General features: G+C 37.0%; 12 protein-coding genes. 2 read left to right on the top strand and 10 right to left on the bottom strand.

Going from position 1 to position 19331, the window contains the following annotated elements; all coding sequences use genetic code 11:
- Positions 1-34 precede the first annotated feature (34 nt).
- A complete protein-coding gene (locus tag JBW_RS00340) occupies positions 35-2149 on the bottom strand; it encodes an amino acid permease (RefSeq protein WP_007960973.1) in 2115 nt (704 codons plus the stop codon).
- Positions 2150-2404: 255 nt separating this feature from the next.
- On the bottom strand, positions 2405-3526 hold the full coding sequence (gene ald, locus JBW_RS00335; RefSeq protein WP_007960976.1) for an alanine dehydrogenase: 1122 nt from the start codon (positions 3524-3526) through the stop codon (positions 2405-2407).
- Between the two features lie 399 nt (positions 3527-3925).
- On the opposite strand from ald, the gene JBW_RS00330 reads away from it, so the two are divergent.
- Positions 3926-5500, top strand: coding sequence for a sigma 54-interacting transcriptional regulator (locus JBW_RS00330; protein WP_007960978.1), 1575 nt, complete (start codon positions 3926-3928; stop codon positions 5498-5500).
- 194 nt (positions 5501-5694) lie between these two features.
- Here JBW_RS00330 and JBW_RS00325 read toward each other — a convergent pair whose 3' ends face one another.
- From JBW_RS00325 to JBW_RS00310, 5 genes are all read right to left on the bottom strand, one after another.
- Entirely contained in the window at positions 5695-6435 is a 741-nt protein-coding gene (locus JBW_RS00325; protein ID WP_235334202.1) for a 4'-phosphopantetheinyl transferase family protein, read from the bottom strand.
- Positions 6436-6462: 27 nt separating this feature from the next.
- Positions 6463-6984 (bottom strand): hypothetical protein, encoded by a 522-nt coding sequence (locus JBW_RS00320; RefSeq protein ID WP_007960981.1) that lies wholly within the window; start codon positions 6982-6984, stop codon positions 6463-6465.
- Complete coding sequence (locus tag JBW_RS26155; RefSeq protein ID WP_007960983.1) at positions 6975-7229, bottom strand: metallophosphoesterase; 255 nt, start codon at positions 7227-7229, stop codon at positions 6975-6977. Before JBW_RS26155 ends, JBW_RS00320 begins: the two co-directional genes overlap by 10 nt.
- A gap of 138 nt (positions 7230-7367) precedes the next feature.
- Positions 7368-8621, bottom strand: a complete 1254-nt coding sequence (locus JBW_RS00315; RefSeq protein WP_007960984.1) for an acyltransferase family protein — start codon at positions 8619-8621, stop codon at positions 7368-7370.
- Positions 8622-8716: 95 nt separating this feature from the next.
- A complete protein-coding gene (locus tag JBW_RS00310; protein ID WP_007960985.1) occupies positions 8717-10186 on the bottom strand; it encodes a PfaD family polyunsaturated fatty acid/polyketide biosynthesis protein in 1470 nt (489 codons plus the stop codon).
- Between the two features lie 126 nt (positions 10187-10312).
- On the opposite strand from JBW_RS00310, the gene JBW_RS00305 reads away from it, so the two are divergent.
- On the top strand, positions 10313-10987 hold the full coding sequence (locus JBW_RS00305; protein WP_007960986.1) for an MBL fold metallo-hydrolase: 675 nt from the start codon (positions 10313-10315) through the stop codon (positions 10985-10987).
- Positions 10988-11084: 97 nt separating this feature from the next.
- Here JBW_RS00305 and cysE read toward each other — a convergent pair whose 3' ends face one another.
- The 3 genes from cysE to JBW_RS00290 all read right to left on the bottom strand — a co-directional run bounded on the left by cysE (position 11085) and on the right by JBW_RS00290 (position 19330).
- Positions 11085-11753: a serine O-acetyltransferase gene (gene cysE, locus JBW_RS00300; protein ID WP_007960988.1), complete on the bottom strand. Its 669-nt coding sequence runs from the start codon at positions 11751-11753 to the stop codon at positions 11085-11087.
- Between the two features lie 69 nt (positions 11754-11822).
- A complete protein-coding gene (locus JBW_RS00295) occupies positions 11823-15749 on the bottom strand; it encodes a non-ribosomal peptide synthetase (RefSeq protein ID WP_007960991.1) in 3927 nt (1308 codons plus the stop codon).
- Positions 15746-19330 (bottom strand): beta-ketoacyl synthase N-terminal-like domain-containing protein, encoded by a 3585-nt coding sequence (locus JBW_RS00290; RefSeq protein WP_007960993.1) that lies wholly within the window; start codon positions 19328-19330, stop codon positions 15746-15748. Before JBW_RS00290 ends, JBW_RS00295 begins: the two co-directional genes overlap by 4 nt.
- Position 19331: the final 1 nt, after the last annotated feature.

Below are 19331 nucleotides of genomic sequence, written 5' to 3'. Positions count from 1 at the left end.
TTTATAAGCAAGCATACACCATCTCTTAATTCCATTATATACTCACATTATTAAACCACTTCTGATACAATGCTTCCAATTCACCGTTTTTCCTCATGTCTGATATGATCTTGTTAATCCTTTCACCGATCGCCTTATTCTTGTTGGAAAAGGCAATCGCATAGTCTTCTTGATGGATCACTTGCAGCTCCACCGGATGAGCAATCATTTTTTGTGATATGAAATACTCTAATGTTAACTTATCAAAGGCGATCACATCAATCCATCCTTGATTAAAGGCTTGGATCATATCCAAATTGGATTGAAAAACCTGTATTCTTGCGTTACTGTTATTGCGGATGAATGCTTCACTAGTCGATCCTTGCGGCACACCTGCGACCTTACCGGTCAAGTCTTTCACATCTTGAATCGACGCCCCTTGTCTAGCCAATAGGGCTAAGCCGCCTTTTTCAATATAGGGTTTCGTAAAATTGACACTCTTTTGCCTTTCTGGTGTCACAGATAAAGAGCATATCGCAATGTCAGCATATTCATGACTTACCGCCTCAAAAATATATTCTAACGAAACCATTCGATAATTGACTTTTAAATCGGCCTTTTCTGCTATGATATTAATGAGTTCTATATCAAATCCCGTAAGCTTACCGTTTTGATCTTCATAAGCAAAGGGCGCGAATTGAGGTACAATACCTACAGTAATTTCTTCCCGATTATCAATTACCTGCACAAATAGCGTCAGCAATCCAATGACAAGCAAAGCGCCTATACCCACTACATATTTTGTTTTTAATCTCGAAAACAGGTTTACTTTCTTTTCACTCCTGTTTAAATAATAATATAAGGGTAATCCAGCCAGTGTAAGGCCAATGGAGATGATACCGTTGAGAAATTGATAACTCAACATACCATAAATAACATATATGGCACCACCAATTGCAATTAGGGGTACAACTGGATAGCAAAGCACCTTATAGGATCGTGGTATATCTGCATGGGTCTTCCGGGCAATGATAACACCAATAAACGCCAGTAAATAAAACAGCCAAACGGAGAACATCGCAATATCGGAAAGCTTGTCAGCATCTAGCAGGCGACAATAGATATAAGAACTTGTAACCAGCATCAGTATCGCATTGACTGGTGAATTACTGTCATTATCAATCTTACTTAAAATAGAAGCGCCGAAAATCTGCCCTCTTTTACCCATAATATAAATCGTGCGGGACAAGGTCATAATATATCCATTAAGACCACCCAGGATCGAAATCATGATACCCACTGCAATCAAATTGCCCCCCATCAGACCGAACATCCTTTGTGCCGCAATGGAAGATGCATCATGACCAAGGGCAACCATTTCACTTACAGGAAAAATATTAAACATGGCAATATTAATACTGATATATACGATAATCAGAAATGATATTCCACCAATAATCGCCTTCGGCAATACCTTACTGGGATTCTTGATTTCACCAGCTACAGACGCAACTTGAGCCCAGCCGTCATAGGCGAATAAAGTTGCAAGAATTGCAACAGAAAAGGGAGCTGCGGTCGCTATGCCCCCACCGCTGGCACCAAATATAGCTACCTGCCCATTCCCCTTTAATATGCCGAATACGGCTAATAAAATAATTGGAATCAGTTTACAGAAGGTTGCTACAGTCTGCAGATATCCAGCTTCTTTTACACCTATGGAGTTCACAAAGGCAATAAAGCCTAAAGCTCCCGCGCCGACAACGCCATTATATGAATCCGGAATATTAAATAATAAGCAGAATACAGAACTAAAATATCCAGTAAGTGCTCCAACCAAAGCCGGTCCAAAAATCACACTAATCATCCAACCGTATAAGAAGGCCACTTTAGGACCATATATTTCTTCCAGATAGACAAAAATACCGCCTGTACGAGGAAACATAACACCCAATTCACAGAGTGTCAAACCACCACTAATCGAGAAAAGACCACCGATAGCCCAGGCAGCTAATGCCAAATTAAAATCTCCTGCCGCTGCCAATACAGCTGGTGGTTTCATGAACGCACCAGCACCCAAGACCATACCGACTACCAAGGACAATGCTGAGATCAGCCCAAGATCGGCTCGCAGTTCTTTTTCAGGTGAATTATGATTGCTTAACTGACCCATAGAAATACCTCCTTGCGCGAATATTCTCATATTTTAAATGCTTTATATATAAGTTAAACTACATAATCGTACTGTTACAATATGGAAGAAAACCAGGAAAAGGACCATAAATGAATCCTAGTATTTATGGTCCTATTACCAGTGCTTAGATGATTTACCCGAAAAAGCATTCTTTTTTTATCTGCTTATAAATTCATTTTGTTTTTTAAAATAGCTGTTCTCAACTTGTATCTTCATGACAATGATGATTATTTATTATTTACGAATCAACTCTTCTAAAGCTACATAAGGTAATTTCAAAGCATCTGCTACTGCTTTGTAGGTCACGTTGCCGTTCAATACGTTAACGCCTTTAGCCAGCCCTTCATTATCAATTACAGCTTGTTTCCAACCTTTATTTGCAATCTGCAGTGCATAGTCCAATGTAGCATTTGTCAATGCCAATGTGGACGTACGAGATACTGCTCCTGGCATATTCGCTACGGAATAATGCACCACACCATGTTTGGTATAAGTAGGATCACTGTGAGTGGTAGCGTGATCAATGGTAGCAATAGAACCGCCCTGGTCAATGGCAACATCCACAATAACCGATCCTTCTTCCATCGTTTTAACCATTTGTTCACTTACTAATTTAGGAGCCCTCGCACCTGGAATCAACACGGCTCCTACTAAAAGGTCAGCTTTCTTGACCCATCGGGCAATATTGTAGCTATTGGACATGACAGTTGTAACTCTTCCGCCAAAAATATCATCCAAGTAAGCCAGGCGATCGGTTGATTTATCAAGAATGGCAACCCGTGCCCCCATACCTAAAGCCATTTTAGCTGCATTCGTGCCAACATTACCGCCGCCGATAATAACGACTTGCGCGGATTCAACTCCTGGCACGCCCCCTAAGAGAATTCCTTTACCACCCCAAGGTTTTTCTAAAAATTGGGCACCGATTTGTATTGACATTCGACCTGCGACTTCACTCATTGGTGATAATAATGGCAATGTATTGTTACGCCCTATAATGGTTTCATAGGCAATACCAATTACTTTCTTTTCTAATAAAGCATGAGCTAATTTAGGCTCTGGTGCTAAGTGCAGATATGTAAAGAGAATTTGCCCTTCATGGAAAAGTTCATACTCTGATTCGATTGGCTCTTTTACTTTAATAATCATTTCTGCTTTATCAAATAAGGTTTTCCTGTCAGTAATAATAACTCCGCCGGTTTTTTGATAACTTTCATCTGAGAAGCCACAACCAATGCCTGCGCCTTTTTCAATCATGACGGCGTGACCAGCCTTACACAGAGCTTCAGTACCTGCTGGCGTCAAGCCTACACGAGCTTCATTGTTTTTAATCTCTTTTGCTACACCAATAATCATTATAAAAAACCTCCATCTAATAATTTAGCAAGTACTTATCATGAGTACTTGCTAATTAGTAATGCAACAAACATGCCAAGCTGATAATTCAGATTTTACTAACTTTTCTATATATTCTGTAATATTTTCGTTCCAAAAGGTGGTACAAAAATGTTCCGCATGGAACATTTTTGTACCACCTAGGGGGTGATCCTGACAAGCTCGTTCTTAAATTGACATTTAATTCAAAAAATTTCTTTATTCTGGAGATTTCCAATGTTATACTATTTTTAGAAAAAAGTTTGTCCTTATTGAGAGAGCTAAAAAATATAGCATTGGACCTAGCCTGTTAATAATATAGCTTCATCTTTCATATTATTAACAAGAGGAAGAGATTTTCTTATAAGGAGAGTGAAGGAGATGGCCAATCTCTGTTTAAAAATCTGCAATCAGGATCGGGTAGGACTTGTTCTTGATATTTCTCGTGTACTCGCAGAGCAAAATATCAATATTCTTTCTATGGAAGTCTTACCCGATATCATGTATTTAGAAATTGAATCCTTGTCCCCTTACGAGGAAGTACTCCTCAATACCCAATTGGGTGAGATCCCGCAGATCGGCAATGTGAATCGGATATCTCGCATGCCTCATCAGGAACGGGAACAAGAATTAAAGACAGTAATGGACACGATTGGTGATGGGATTTTAGCTATTAACCAACAGGAAATCATAACCCATTTTAATGCCGCTGCTGAAAAAATGATGAGCTGCAAAAGTGGAAAAATCATTGGATCTAATATTAAAGATGTTTTTATCTCCAAAGTACCATTATTAGAAATACTGCATAATGGACTGCCTTATAATAATCGCGAAATCATAGTTACTACGGTGAAAGGTAAGAATCATTATCTTACAAGCGGACGTCCAATAAAGGATGCCAACGGTATCGTTATCGGAGCTGTCGCAGTATTAAAAGCCATGAAAGACGTGGAGGAATTAGTATATTCAGTAACCAAACCTGAGATTAATAGTTTTGAGGAAATTCTACATGTTAGCAAAGTTATGGAACATACCATAAATATGGCAAAATTAGTTGCGCAAAATGATTCTACCGTGCTCATTCGCGGAGAAAGCGGTACTGGCAAGGAACTTTTTGCAAGATCCATACATATGGCAAGTCCAAGGCAGGAAAAAGTTTTTGCACCTGTGAATTGTGCAGCTTTGCCAGATGCTCTTCTGGAAAGTGAGTTATTTGGCTATGAAGAAGGTGCTTTTACAGGAGGACAGAAATATGGCAAAAGTGGACTTTTTGAATATGCCAATGGCGGAACAATCTTTTTAGATGAAATCGGTGAGCTTTCCTTTAGTCTACAGGCAAAATTATTACGAGTGCTGCAGGAGGGGAAAATCAGACGCGTCGGCGGCAATCGGGAAATCGATGTCGATGTCCGAATTATTACAGCAACCCATAGTAATTTAGAAGAGATGCTTCGGAAAAATCAGTTCCGTGAGGACTTATATTATCGTTTAAATGTGATTCCAATCTTCATTCCTCCTCTGCGTGAGCGTAAAGAAGACTTACCCCTACTCATCGAAAGCCTCTTATTTAAGAAAAATCATCGTTTGAAAAAACATATTAAGCATATCTTGAAGCCTGCCATGGACAAACTGCTGCAGCACGACTGGTTGGGAAATGTCCGGGAATTAGAAAATGTAATGGAACGTGCCGTTAGTTTTGCTTCTCATGGAGAAATCACCCAGGATGACATTATCCTGGATCATACTACTCCCACGACCTCCACTGTTGCCACACCAGCTAGTAACACCCGCAAATTAAAAGAAGTCTTAGAAGAGATGGAATGCTGTATTCTTCACGAAACCATTAATAAGTATGGAACCTCCCGTCAAGTCGGTAAAATACTTGGTTTATCCCATACTGGAGTATTAAATCGAATGAGAAAATACAATATTCCTAGTAGAGCGGATTCCCTGTGAGTGAGTTACTATCGCAGAAGCCTTGAAAAACGATCAATTGCCCCTTACAAAAACCAAGCTATTTTCTTTTTAAGATTGCAGGCCATACCATCTGTAAGAAAAATGGCACACAAAAATAGAGGAAAAGTTTCCTCAAAATTTTGTGTGCCATTTTATTTTTTGCTATAAGGAATTTTCTATTTACACAAAATAAATTACACTCCAAATTTTTCTTTTAGACACTGTATATCAAAAGATAATTCGCTTTTTAAAGGATGAGCAATTGAACACATATAATTAGCAATCGTAAAAGAAATAACTCTATATTGAGCAAAATTTTTATAATAACACATTATATAATTATCATGGGGTTCTATTTTTGAAATCTCAAAAACTTCAAATGGAGTCATTAAACCTGTTTTAAGAACCTTGGATAAAGCTTCCTTCGCCGTCCATAGAAGAGTAAGTCCTAACTCATAAGAAAGTACCGACGAATGAATTCGTTCTTCTTCGGCCTCCGTTATTTGCCTTTTTAAAACATCAGCTATACGGGGATTAATCTTTTCAATGTCAATCCCCATGGGATGAGCTTCTGGAAAAGCAATCGCTGCTCCAAAATCATCACAATGCGTAATACTAACCTGAATATTTTGCTTATCGGACACTACGATCGGTTGCTTAAAGATACCATATTGAATGTTAATATGGGTTAATATTTTCTCACCGGTTAAAGCAGCTATTGCTTGTTTAGCAACTAAACGTCCCAAAAGATAACTTCTGATTCGCTTTTCAAAAGCTAATGTATCGTAATAATCTCGTTCTTGAGGATGTAAATGCTGAATTATCTCTTCATAATCTTCTTTACAAGAAAAAAAACAGCAACATAACGTTATTTTAAATATATCCTCCGATCTAATAGCCTCCAACGCATCGATATAAACACTCCGGTTTTGCATCTTCAAATTTTCATTACCTCCACTAAATTACATTTCAAAAATACATTTCAATTTTTTGCTTGTAATTCGGGTTTCATAAGGATATCCAAAAGCATTGTTGATATATAAAGTGTTATCTATCATCACTTGATTATTGACATGACTATGTCCGTAGATATGAATATCCGAACCCAATTTGCAAATTTGACTTTCAAGTAATGTTGTCCCCAATACCGGATATAAAAATCTTTTATCAGGTGGGATATAAATCGGCATTACATCAATCCGTGGTAGAAAATGTGAAAAAGAAATGATAAATCGGTTTGTATTACTCTTATTCACAAAAGGTTCATTCATAGAGATAAAGTGTTGAGTAATACTTTTTTCATCATAATTCTCAGGCCATTTACATGCCGTGTAATCAATCCAACTTGCTAATAGTTTACGGGAAGGGTATCCAAATGAATAATCATACCAGCCGAATAAAGGAATGATTGATACGCAATAAGAAGGATGAAGTGGTTCCATTCGAATACCGCAATCAGCAGCAATGGTTTGAATTAATTGCAATTTTTCCAGTGAATTTTTAATATTACTACTTCGCACCCATAAATCTGATTGCCAGGGATAAAGAGAACTTCAGAAAATCGTTTTCGTAATTTCCTTAAAGTTTTCTCGAATAATGGTAATGTATCCGTTATATCACCAGCTAAGATAAGGATATCATTTAGGTAATCATTGCAGGATAAATTATTTAACCAATATAAATTCTCTGCAAAATCAACATGAATATCGGAAATAGTAAATACTCTCAAAATGTTTCCCCTCTAATCTCTTTTACGCATGAACTATCTAATATGTTAAATATTGAAATGGAACGTAACCTTATATCCCATTCCTGCAGGTCAACAATATAACTGTTACTTCTGATTACATTATATAAATGATATTTGTTATCTGCAATCATTGATTGCTTTGCTTCTCACTTTATTATAATTCCCGCCATAAGCTTTCTTCTTAATGGATCTCATACCAAAAATTGGCCGTAACCAAGGTAGTCCACTCATAATCAGATAAGATAAGCTATACACGATTGATAGAGTAAATAAAATAATCAGCAGAATCTTAACAGTTAGTGGTAGTTCCCACTCTACTACATAATATCCAATCAGCATCATAATATTAAAATTCAGCACATAAAAGGGCATTACTGCTTCACTTAGCATAGGTAAAAGTTTGTGTCCTTTATCCAAATACTCTGTTCCCATCCCTAAGAAAAATACTAGCATAGACCACGTAATGATCCCACCTAGTGTATGATACAATATGGCTCCTGCCGAGTAATCCGGATATAGAATCCAATGCATGAAATCTCCAAGGGCAAGGCAGATTAATAGGATAGTTATACTGACAATAGCAATGAGTAAAGACAAATACTTATTACGGTTGGCACTTTGCGCAAAGCGATGATCGGATACCATAATATATCCGTAAATCATTATCAAAGACCAAAATGTAAAATCACACCAGGATGAGTACGCAGGATATATGGGTTGTAACATAATGCGAATAACTGCTAGGGCGATACCAAAAATGAAGATGCCGCCTGGTTTCTCTACTACGCATGCCAGCTGCTCAATTAACTTTTTACCTGTTTCTTTGCTTAAGTAAGTGAATACTGGTATACCAACAGATGAAAGAATAAACAATGCCGCCAAAAACCAAAGATGCTCCCCTATAGGGAGGAGCCAAAACGGATCAAAAGTATACTTAGTAAAGAGATACTGTTGAGCGAAGTACCATGGGATAAATTCCGATAATGTACCTATAAATTTCCCTTGATTAAGATATTCAACATAGCGTTGCAATGGTACCAATACCAAAGCACCGACCATAAAAGGAATAAATAGACGCTTAAATCGTTCTGTAACATACTGCAGCTTTGTTCGTTTCAGCAAAGAAAATTTACAGGTGGCACCCGCAAGGAAGAAAACAAGGGGGATATTCCAAATGTGCAGAAGAAAAGCAACAATGCCAACGGAGGCACAAGTCTCTTTATTTTTTAAAGTATAAGGATAGACATCAAAAATCCTTAAAAGATGATATAGAAAAACATTAATGCTCCCAATGATACGCAACCAATCAATATAATAGTAGCGTTTCTTAGCAATAACCTCGAGTGGCTCTGCTATTTCTGTTTTTTCCATTATGTCCTCCAATAATAAATACCTCTCAGTATTATTACTCCTGATAAAGCAAGGCGATATAATTACTCAGCACCTTACATCTGTAGAGCATTCTACTATGATTTATTATCTGTAGATTTAAACTCTGAGAGACTATAATTATGAAAGGTGCTATAACGTTGGTTTAATAGCTGTGCTGTTTCAATTAGTAATTTCGTGGCTATTTTATCAACATGCCGATTTCTCCAATTTTCTAAATCAGTACCTTTAACCCATTGATTAAAGGCTCCTAATGCCGGACCACAATGAACTTGATAATCAACTCTAGATTCCTCGCTACCGCTCAACGCTAGACGACTACTATAGCCAAAATACCATTTAAAAATCAAAGCCATTTTATGTTTCGGATTGCATTCTGCTTTTTCGATTTCCGAAGCTGGATAAAAAGACTTGACATCATTATAGACTTCTTCAAAACTTCGTTTAAAATATTTTTCTTGAATCTGCAACCGAGTCTTTTCATCAATTTCATGTAAGGAATTATGATGGCGGTATAAATCATACAATTTGTTGGCTCGGGACGGAAAAAATACTCCCTTTTTCAGCACTTGAACTTTAGCGCCTAATTCAAACATATCTCCTGCTGGTGCATATTCGGTATCCTGAATATTGATCTGCTGTAACAAGTCTTTTACTGTGTCACTAGTAACCGCCTCCACAGTACACTGGTTAATTGAACCAGTAAGGATAAAGTCAGCCCCCAACATAAACGCTGCGGCGGCTGCCTCAGGAGTTCCAATTCCGCCGGCGGCGCCAACACGAACTTGCTTATGATATTGATACTTTTCCATCATTTCATTCCGTAATTTTATCATTGCCGGCATTAAAACAAAGGACACTCCACTGTCTGTATGACCGCCAGAGTCCGCCTCGACACAAATATCATCCGCCATGGGAATTTCTTTTGCTAAACCTGCTTCTTCTGGTGTGATCTTATTTTCATCCATTAATTTACTAAGAATCTTTTCTGACGCTGGACTTAAAAACGCTTGCGCTACCTCTGGACGTGATACCTTAGCGATAATCTTATTCACTGTGATGATTCTTCCTGATTGATCTCGTGTTAATCCTTGAACGCGGTATTTTACTAAAGCTGGCGTAATACTTAAAAAAGCAGCTGCTTCTATATTTTTTACGCCATATGATAAAAATAGATCAACCGTTTTTTCTTCCATAGCGAGATCGCTTGGTTTATGTAATAAATTCAAACCGTAGGGTTGTCCTAGGGACAATTCTTTTTGGATATACTGAATTGCAGCTCCAATTTGTGATAATTCCATACCACCGGTGCCCAAAAAACCTATCATCCCCTCTTTCCCTATTTTTACTACCATCTCTTTCCCCGCAACTCCTCGATACATGCCACCGGCTACATATGCATATTTCAGATTATAATCTTTTTTAAACTGAACACTTCCTAACGATGCAGGAGAAATATTACCATAATTTACATTACCGCTTGCTTTTTCCTCTTCGTCAGACACCAAGCTGTCCTTTTTTTCAACTTCCATAATAGGTATACTCATTTTTACTACCCCCTTTTAAAATTTTTCTAAATTTTAGGTAGCATACCAAATATTGATATACTACCTGAAATTTGATATAATTATTTTATTTACATGATTTGGATATTACTATTTTAGGAGAAGACAATGAATAGTTTTCAAGTATATCAACTTTATCTTAAATCAATGTTCTTTAAGAATTACTGTTATATTATTATTGACACAACAACCAATTTCACAGCTATTATTGATCCAGCCTGGGAATTGACAACAATTGAAAAACTTCTCAAAAAAATAAATGCCAACTTAGTTACGATTTTGTTAACCCATTCCCATTTCGACCATGTTAATCTTGTCAAACCTTTACTGGAAAAATACGATTCTCAAGTAGTAATGTCAGCAAAAGAAATAGATTATTATAAATTTACATGTCGTAACCTAACTCCCATCGAAAATGGTGACTCTCTTAAACTTGGTAATACAGATATAAAATGTCTATTAACCCCTGGTCATACTGCTGGAAGTACATGCTTTCTTTTATCAGACAGCTTATTTACCGGAGATACAATATTCACTGAGGGTTGTGGATCTTGTAATACGGCTGGTGGCAATCCAGAAGAAATGTATTCTAGTATTCAAATGATTAAAAATACTGTTCCACCCGATATATCTATTTATCCTGGCCATTCTTTTGGAAAGACACCAGGACATTCTTTAAGCCACCTCCTCAAGGAAAATATTTATTTCCACATTGATAAGTTAGAGCATTTTATCTCTTTTCGAATGCGTAAAAATCAAAACAATTTATTAGATTTTCATTAATACATCTGCAATAGATTCATTTATTGGCTAGTCTGCCAGAAGCTTAAACAGAGGGGCTTTTAAATTTGAATGATACTTATATAAGCCGCTTACTTGACTACGCTCCCATATTCGCTGCCTCCTCTAGTTCGGCTATGCGTCTTTCCAGCATCACAATATTGCTTTGCATACCTAATAAAGTCTCTTTTACTGGATCAGGTAAATTATTATGATCTAAATTTACACCTTGAGAAATAGAATTAACCTTTTTTGTCTGCTTACTCACTACCTGCCCAGGAATACCAACAACAGTAGAATTCGGAGGAACATCCTTTAAGACTACTGACCCAGCACCAATTTTTGCATTATAGCCTATTTTAAATGACCCCAGGACTTTAGCACCTGTTGCGATTACAACATTATCACCAACTGTTGGATGGCGTTTCCCTTTCTCCTTGCCAGTTCCCCCTAAAGTAACCCCTTGGTAAATGGTTACATTATCCCCAATTTCAGCTGTTTCACCAATAACCACTCCAGTACCATGATCAATAAACAACCCTTCACCAATTTTAGCACCTGGATGAATTTCTATCCCAGTCATAAAGCGAGTAAAATTCGATATAAGTCTTGGCAAGATAACCCATCCGCGTGTATAGAGAGCATGTGCTATTCTATGTAGCCAAACAGCGTGCAGTCCAGGATAACACAATACGACCTCCAGCACATTTTTAGCTGCGGGATCACGTTGGAATATACCGTCAATATCTTTTCTTATCCGCGTAAACATTTTCACTTCTCCTTTATTACGTAACTAAGCTATCACATGAATAGTTAAACACGGAGGCTGTTATTTTTTTCATATATTTTTCTTATGCAGTAAGTCTAGTATTTGTCTAAATACTTTTGCATTCTTTTCAATACAGCTAGGTTCTAACATAGAAAGATGGGGCCCGGCACCTTCATATTGTACAAATCTCCCTGTAGTTTTTTTATTCCATTCCTGTGAAAATTTCCTTGAGAATTCTTCTGAAAAATCTGCATAAGCATCAATATCAGGATTTATGAGACATATATCAAAAGTAACTGTTTCATTATTAATTGCACCATAATAATACTCTAAATAATTTATAGCTTTTTTTAGGAGAGATTCTTTCATCTTTTCTTTTTCTTGTAAAGCAATATTGGTAAAATCCATAAAGTTACTAATATGGTTATCCAACACTTCCTTTGCTTCTGCTATTAATCTTTTATGTTCTTGAGCATTCAGCGGCTCTAGCAGATAACTGGAATCTATCATAATAATTCCTAATACTTCATGCCCTTGTCGCTCTAACTCTTTTGCAACCTCAAATGTTAAAAAACCGCCTATAGAATAACCAGCTAATGTATACGGTCCTTGCGGTTGTATACTGGTTATTATATCTGCGTATCCTTTGCACCGGTTGCCGCTTTCTATAAGGTCAAAACAATAGAAAGAATAATCCTCTAACTGGTTTGCTAAATGTCTATATACCATACCAGTTGGAACCAATGATGGAATACAGAATATGTTGCGTTGAATGCTGTTTTCATTAAATTTGATATAGTTGACTACTGTTTCAGTGGATTCAACTGGTTTAATGACATTTCTTACAAACTCTTTTAAATTAGCTGCCTTAAAAACTTGATCATAAGATACTTCTATCCCAAATTCCTCATTTATCCTGAACGCAAGAGTTATGGCATTTATAGAATAACCGCCCAAATCCAGGTAGTTATCTTCAATCCCCACTCTTTCTATACCTAAGACGTCTTGCCAGATTTGCGTCATTTTCTTTTCAGCTTCATTCCTTGGCGCCACATATGCCGTTCCCACATTCATATTTTCAGGCTGCGGTAATGTCCGTCTATCTATTTTTCCATTTGGTGTCAATGGTATTTTCTCCACCTGGACGAAATACGCAGGTATCATGTAATCTGGCAATGTCTTTGTTAAATGCTCGCGCAACTCCGATAATGCCAATTCCTGTTCCGATACTATATAAGCACATAAATATTTATTCTTACTTACATCTGTGAAATCAACTACGATGGCATTCTTTACAGCTTTATGTTCTAGCAGTTGATTTTCTATTTCACCCAGTTCGATTCTATAACCCCTTATCTTTACTTGTTGATCTTTCCTTCCTAAGAATTCTATATGCCCTTCTTTATGCATGACCCCATAATCGCCTGTCCTGTATAAGTAGCCCAATTGGGGATGGTTGAAAAATGAATTTCTTGTTTTTTCTTCATCATTTAAATATCCTTCTGCAACGCCAATGCCCCCAATATATAGCTCCCCTGGTACACCAATTAAACATTGGCGCTGTTCTCGATTTAATACATAGAATTTTTGGTTTGCTAGTGGTTTGCCATAAGGTATACTCTTCCAATGTTCTTTAATATCCGTAATAGGATAATAAATTGACCATATTGATGCTTCTGTTGCTCCTCCTGCACTAACTACTGCCGCATTTACAAAGTGATTTTTGATTTTGACAGGCAATTTGAGAGGTATCCAGTCACCGCTTAGCAAAACAAATCTTAAACTGGTATTCATAAAATCAATAGGCAGGTTTTCTACCAGCAAATTCATAATTGCCGGAACTGAATTCCATACTGTAATATTCTGTGTTTCGATGACTTTCACAATGTTTTTGATATCTTTTTGGTCAGGCACCAATAGCAAAAGAGCTCCTGTACTGAATGCCCCAAATATGTCATATACGGATAAATCAAAACATACTGAAGACAAACCAATTATTTTATCATTTTCATTTATATTAAACTTTTGGTTTATATCTATGATCGTATTGGTTACTGCCTTATGAGTAATTACAACTCCCTTTGGTCTGCCAGTACTTCCTGATGTGTAAATTACATAGGCTATATCCTCTATGCAACTATTGACTTCTGGTAATTCTTTAGGATATTCAGCAATATTTTTCTCTCCATAATCATTGGAGTTTAGTACTATTTTACAGTTGCTATTTTCCAAAATATATTGCTGACGTTCTTGTGGATATTCAGGCTCGATAGGGACATAAGCCGCTCCCGCCTTCAGTATACCTAAAATATTTATAATAGTTTCTATACAGCGAGGCACCATAACCCCTACAAATTCATTTTTAGTTATGCCTTGCTTTTGTAAATAACCAGCAACTTGATTGGACTTTTCATGTAGATCCCGATAAGTAATACTTTTCTCCTCTAACATGATGGCTATCTTATCAGGCGTACGGTTAACCTGCTCGATAAACAACTGGTGCAGAGTCGTTGGCAAAATTGCTTCCTCAGTGCTGTTATACTTTTCTATTAGTCTCTGATTCTCCTCGGAATAAATTGCCTTTTCTGCTAACTCTCCCAAGGTTAAGGCTGGATCGCTAACAACTTCCCCTGCCAAATTTATATACTGATTCATCATTTGCGAAATAGTTGAGGAATCGAATAAATCAGGATTATATTTCATATGGAGCATAAATCCATCTTCTTTCTCGAAAACCTCTAATTGAAACTCGTACTCACCTTCCTGATGAATATCTTCTATATATTCAATAGAAAGTGTATCTTGCTGCTTGTCCTGGAATTGTTTCAAACCTGTTGCTTGAAGAAAATTTTGATAAGCAAAAACAACTTGAAATACAGGTGAGTTCATTAGTGTACGAGGTAAGCTTAATTCTCTAACCAATGCAGGAAAAGGATATTCAGCATGATCTAGTGCATCAGCCATGGCTAACTGCAATTCTCGGATAAAATTCGAGAAGGACTGAGTACCGCTTACTTGACTTCGCAGTGGAATCATATTAATAAAATATCCGATGAGTGAGTAAAAACATTCCTGTGGACGTCCGATTGTCGGCATTCCTACAATAATGTCTACCTGCCCTGTATATTGATACAAAAATGCTTTGAAAATTCCTAAAAAGATGATAGACGGATTAACATGTTGTGCTTTTGCATATGCCTTTATTTTTTTACCTAGTTCAGCTGTAATGTATCTAGTGTGTGTTTTTCCCTTGAAGCTGTGGTTAGGCAACCGCGGATAATCTGTGGGAAGTTCAAGAATAGGAAGAATGCCTGATAATTGATTTTTCCAGTAAGCTTGATGTTCCTCTCCCGCTTTGCCTGTTAACAGTTTCTGTTCCCACTCTACAAAATCATTGTAAGTCGTTGACGCAGGATTTGGCACCAGAGGCTGGCCCTTCATAGATTGTTGATACGCCTCCAACAGTGTTGTCAGAAAAAGCATAATGGAGCTTCCATCAAAGATGATATGATGAATGTTAATCAATATAATGTGGTCTTGTTCCGAACATGATAAAACATGAACTCGCATCAAAGGTCCCTGTTCTAATGAAATGGGCTCTTGTGCTTTTTTTCTTAAATAATTTTGAATTTCATCCCATTCGGACATTACTAAGTCTTCTTGTTGAAAAAATAGAGATTGTGAAGGTTGAAGAATCTGATAGGGTACGCCGTTCTCTTCCTGAATGACACTTGTTAAAATTGGGTACTGTCTCATAACAAAAACACAGGCTTTTTTAAACAGCTCTATATTTAGCTTTTGGCGAATACGAAAGCATAGAGGAATATTATAAGCACTCATATCTGGTGATGTTTTTTGTAACATCCATAGACCTTTCTGTCCTTCGGAAAGAGTACCTTTGACAGACTGTTTTTCAAGAGCCATTAATTTTTCCCGCAAATCAGCCATTGATAATTCCCCAGATTTATAAGCATCTAAAATCTCTTTTGCATTCATATTTTTCCCCCTCCTTCTATTAGTTTCCTGACCTCTGTTAGGCGAAGTTCTCCTTGTACAAGTTTTTCCAGCGCCCCTACTACTTGTTCATCAATAGTTTCACCCATTTTCTGTTGCTCTTCTTCCAGCTTGCTATTCACAGCTTGTTTATTTTGATTCTTTTGGCTGTCTACTTTTTGAGCAAGATAAGTCGATAAAGAAGCCAGTGTTTCATATTCCACAACATCCCTAAATGTAACCTTGATTTCAAATTGTTTTTCAAATTCATGCATGAATTTCATGATAACAATTGAATCCATACCATAATCATAGATATTTTTATTTAATTTAATTTGATCTTGGGCAATGCATAGTTTTTTCGCTAACATTTGCATACTGTAGTCCTGGATATTTTCCTGTGTTGATTTATGGGGATCGATTGTAAACTTAAATTCTTCCTCCTCAAATAATTCAGTTATAGTTGACTGATGATTGGTTACTTCACTTGTTAAAATCCAATAACGCTCTCTAGCAAAAGGATAGTTGGGCAAATAAATCTTTCGAACTGTTTGTCCATTATAGAGTACTTCCCATGGTATATTTCCGCCTTGGGTCCAATAAATTGCAAGTTTTTCAAGATTTCTTTCCGCCAAGAGCACTTGAACTACAGATTCCCCCAAGCCTCCTGAAAGAAAGCTTCTAATTGGCGAATCAGCTTCTCCCAAATCCCATGTGAAAAGGGGAATGAAATCATCTATCTCTTTATTTTCTTTAGCCGATTTTAGAAACTCCTTCAGAACGTTTACCAGCTCTTCTTGGTTACTCACAACGATTGCTAAACGAGAGTCCATCGCTTCACGGCCAACTTGAAGCGTATACGCTACATCTGCTAAATTCAATTCTTTTTGTCGTTCAAAACATATAAGCATTTGTTCAGCAACTGCCAATAATCTCTCCTGATTTTTCGCTGAAAAGATCATAATCTGAGGCGTTTCTATAAAGCGATCATCAACCGGTTCTTCCTGGTTTGGAATGTACTCCTCTATAATAAGATGAGCATTAGACCCTCCCGCCCCAAATGCACATGTTGTTGCACGCCGTGGAAATTCACATTCCTCACCATTAATCATCAGTATAGGTCTTTTCCATTCCTGAAGTTCTCGCTGCAGATAAAATGGGGTGTTGTTAAAGTTTATATTGGGGTTAAGAGGATCTGCCTTAATTGATGGAACTAATTGACGATGTTGCAATTGTAGAATTACTTTGGTCAATTGAGCTATTCCTGAAGCAGCTTCGACGTGACCAATATTGGATTTCACAGACCCAATTGCACAAAACTGCTGATCAGAAGTATACTTTTTAAATACTCTCGTCAATGCATTAAACTCAATAGGATCGCCTAAAGCTGATCCATTTGCAGCTGCTTCGACATAACTAATGGTCCGAGGATCAATACCTGATTTTTTAAAATTGTCTTCGATTAATCGGGCTTGCGCATTTCCATTGGGAACAGCATACGCATTACCGCGACCTCCATGATTGGTTATTGTTGATTTAATTACAGCTATAATGGAATCCTTATCTTGAATTGCTTTAGAGAGCGGTTTTAATAATACTGCACCAACACCTTCGCCAGGTATATATCCGTCCCCATCACCAAAACTTCTGCAATTAAGATGACTTCCCAGCAATTGAACTTGGCTTAATCCCACATATTTTTTGGGATGAATGGAAACATTTACCCCTCCAGCAATTGCAGCCTGACATTCTCCTCTTATGATACTTTCACAAGCCATATGAATTGCTGTAGCAGAAGACGAACACATAGTATCAACAGCTACACTCGGACCTTGTAAATTAAAATAGTAAGAAACACGATTTGCTATAGAGCCATAAGAAGAGATCGTAAGTGCAGATTCTGTGGCAACGTCTGCATCAAAAAAGTGATGCTGCATATACATTGCTCCAACATACACCCCAACTCTGCCTTGATACAGTCGCTGCAAAGTTTCTTTTGTATAGCCAATACTTTCAAATAAGTTCCAAGCGCATTCTAAAAATAAACGTTCCTGAGGATCCATGATTCCTGCATATTTGGGGACAACATTAAAAAAAAGTGGATCAAATTTATCCACATCATCTATAAATCCGCCCCACTTACTGCAGGTTTTCCCAAGCTTGTTCCTATCTTCATCAAAATACAAACTATAATCCCAGCGTTCTTTGGGGATTTCAACAATACAATCCTTACCATCTTGCAAATTTCCCCAAAATTCCTGGATGTTTCTCGCTTCTGGATATCGCCCTTCAAGAGCAATAATGGCGATGTCCGTTTCTTGGCATTTATTCAGAGACTCCTGATTAGACTCTGATACAACCTTTTTGCTCCCAATAAACGTGTCAGTCATACTTTTATTTGTATTTGCTTGATCGAACTCTTCTTGTTCGAAATAAGTGATCAATTCCTCAATATTATTGCACTCAAATAATAAAGTTGGATTTAACGTTTTATCCAAAATGGTTTCAAGTTCTGTTATCACCTCTAATAGTTCTGCCGATTCTAAACCAAGTTCAAAGAATCCAAGTTGAAGATTAATTTGGTGTGGCTTCATTTTTAAATATTTCCCAAAAATATTAGTTAATATTGTCTTTAATGTCTCATTTGATATCGTTTGATCATTAAGCGATGGTGTCACAGATACTGATGGTACATCATGCTTTGGCATATTCGATACCGTTGCTTGAGGAGAAATCAGAGTATCTTTAGACCGAATTTGTTTAAGCGTCAAACGTTTTAGAATGCCTATTTGTTTACCTTTTTCATCAAAAAACTCAATATCTAAATAGACAATATCTTTGATAACGCTTACACTGGATGCCAGAACTCTGACATAACATTGTGCTTGTAGTAATTCAGCAGCAAAAAAAGCTTCATAAAAGATCGGAATATAAAGGATTTCAACATGTTGATCACTTTTCCCAGATAGCAGGCTTTTGAGTACCATAGTTGCAACCATAGTACTACTATCAAGTAAGGTGGGATGAAAAATATAGTCTTTTGCATCCTCAATATAATTTGTCGGTACAGCAAGATTGAATAATCCACCTTCATCCGTAAGATAAGCATTGCCATTTGCTTTAATAATATCTTGGTGAACTAAGCCATTTTTTCGCGCCTGAGTATATGCCTCTTCAATATTAACGATATGTGCGGCCCTTCTTTTGATATCTTCAATGTCAATCGTTTGATCAAAGGACACTCCATCATTAGGATGTAATTCTGCACTCATATATTTTTTATGTGCCTGAACGATTTCCCCATTTATCCCTTTTCCAATTCCCTCAACAAGAATTTTACAATAGCCATTATGTTCCTTGAATGAAATAGTAAGATCAATACTTAGATCTTCTCTAACAACTAAAGGATTGAAAATAGAAATATTCTTTAAGACAGTTTTATGCACATCAAATCCGTTCGATTGAGCGATTTGAAATAGTATATCAATATAAGCAAGCCCCGGCAGCAGAAATTCTCCATAGACCAAATGGTTTTTTATAATTTGGTTATTACAATCCATAATCGTGTTAAATTGCTTATCCATT

This window comes from Pelosinus fermentans JBW45, assembly GCF_000271665.2.
In the GTDB taxonomy this organism is placed as follows: Bacteria; Bacillota; Negativicutes; order DSM-13327; family DSM-13327; genus Pelosinus; species Pelosinus baikalensis.
The sequence above is the reverse complement of the archived record's forward strand: the minus strand, read 5'-3'. Positions and strand labels throughout refer to the sequence as shown.